General features: G+C 39.7%; 1 protein-coding gene. It reads right to left on the bottom strand.

The annotated features are described in order from the left end of the window. On the bottom strand, nucleotides 1-1,591 hold a 1,591-nt coding region (locus tag ACEW8O_RS20915), incomplete at both ends, for an AAA family ATPase (RefSeq protein WP_373496571.1).

The following is a 1,591-nucleotide window of genomic DNA, read 5'->3' as shown; positions in this document are numbered from 1 at the left end:
GGGGTTCATTTTTGACCAAAAAGGAGTATTCCAGCAATTTGACCAAAATAAAAAATTTGTCTTTTTTGGAAATATCATCCTTTAAGCAGAGAAGGGCATTTTCTGTGAATCCCATGGCCACTTCAAAGGAAGCTGCCTGTGCAGCGATTTGACCTGCCTCCAACAGGATCTTTCCGATTTGGAATTTGTCCTTGGATGTGGTCACATAATGGAATCCAATCGAAAAATGTCTTGCTACATCTATCACCCTGAATTCTTCACCACTTTCAGATTTTTTTCTCAAATAAATGATGCCAAGATTATAATGGTATTCGCCTTTTTCATTTTCATTCAAAAGGTCATAGATGGCCTGCTGTATCCGGGGATGGGCAAATTTAAACCGGATATCTTTATGGCTTTCCTCATAATATTCCGGAAGGTAGTGATAATCATTGCCTGCAGGAAGTATGGACAAATCCTTGATCAGAGGCCAAAAGTCTCGGTGAATCGCAGCAACACTTTTACCACCAATCAACGAAACCTGCTCCAAGGAAAACTCCAATCCCAGAACGGAAGCGATCTTGGCCATCTTAAGACCTTCTTCATCCAGTTCTTTGATGGTAAGCAGAAGCAAATCGATGATATTGTCACTGATATTATGTTTGGCAATTTTGGCAAGGTCCCATTTCCACAATTTCTCTTGGTAATCAAACTGGAGTAGGTTCTGCCTATAAAGAGATTCCAAAAGCTTGGTCAATGCAAATGCGTTTCCCTTGGTTTTACTGAATACCAATTCAGATAAAGATGAAACTTCAATACTCTTCATCCTCAACGTATCACAGAGCAATTCCGAAACATGTTCCTGCTTAAGCGGACTTAGAATGATCTCCTTGATCCGCAGGTTATTTTCACTATGGCTTGACCTGATGTTGTTGATTGTCCTGGTAAAAGGATGAAATTCAGGGGTTTCATTATCCCGATAGTTAATCAGAATGAGCAGATTGGAAAGAGAGTAATTATTGAAAATACTTTTGAGCAAATCATAGGATGCCTCATCGGCCCATTGAAAATCATCTAAAAGAAATACCAAAGGGCTTTCAGTAGAAGAAAGGCACTTGATAAAAGCATTGAAGGTATATTGTACCCGCTGTTGGTTTTCAAATCCACTGAGATCCACCAATTCCGGCTGCTGAGGAAGTATATATTCAAGTTTGGGTACCAGGTCAATAATGATATTTCCCAAACCTTTTAATTCTTTTTGAAATTTATCTCCCCATTGTTTCTGCAGTTTTTCGGGCTGCACGATCAACCAATCTGAAAACTGCCTGAAAGCCTTGATCCATGCCAAATAGGGCGTTTGCTTGTCAAGAATGTCAAAATTACCGCTGAGAAAAAATCCGTTTTTGGGACTTACATAGCGATGAAGTTCATAGCTAAGCCGGCTTTTTCCGGTACCACTATAACCGCCTATGGTAACCAGGACTTTGTTATCTGCAGCAGCAAGGTCAAAACTTTCCTTTAAAATCTCCACTTCTTTTTCCCTTCCGTAAAGTTTTTGGGAAATGGTCAGTTTGGAAGCAATATCAGTAGAACCAACCTCAAAATCATGAAT

The organism is Aquiflexum sp., assembly GCF_041749095.1.
In the GTDB taxonomy this organism is placed as follows: domain Bacteria; phylum Bacteroidota; class Bacteroidia; order Cytophagales; family Cyclobacteriaceae; genus Aquiflexum.
Note: the sequence above shows the minus strand (reverse complement) of the source record. Positions and strands in the feature narration are given on the sequence as shown.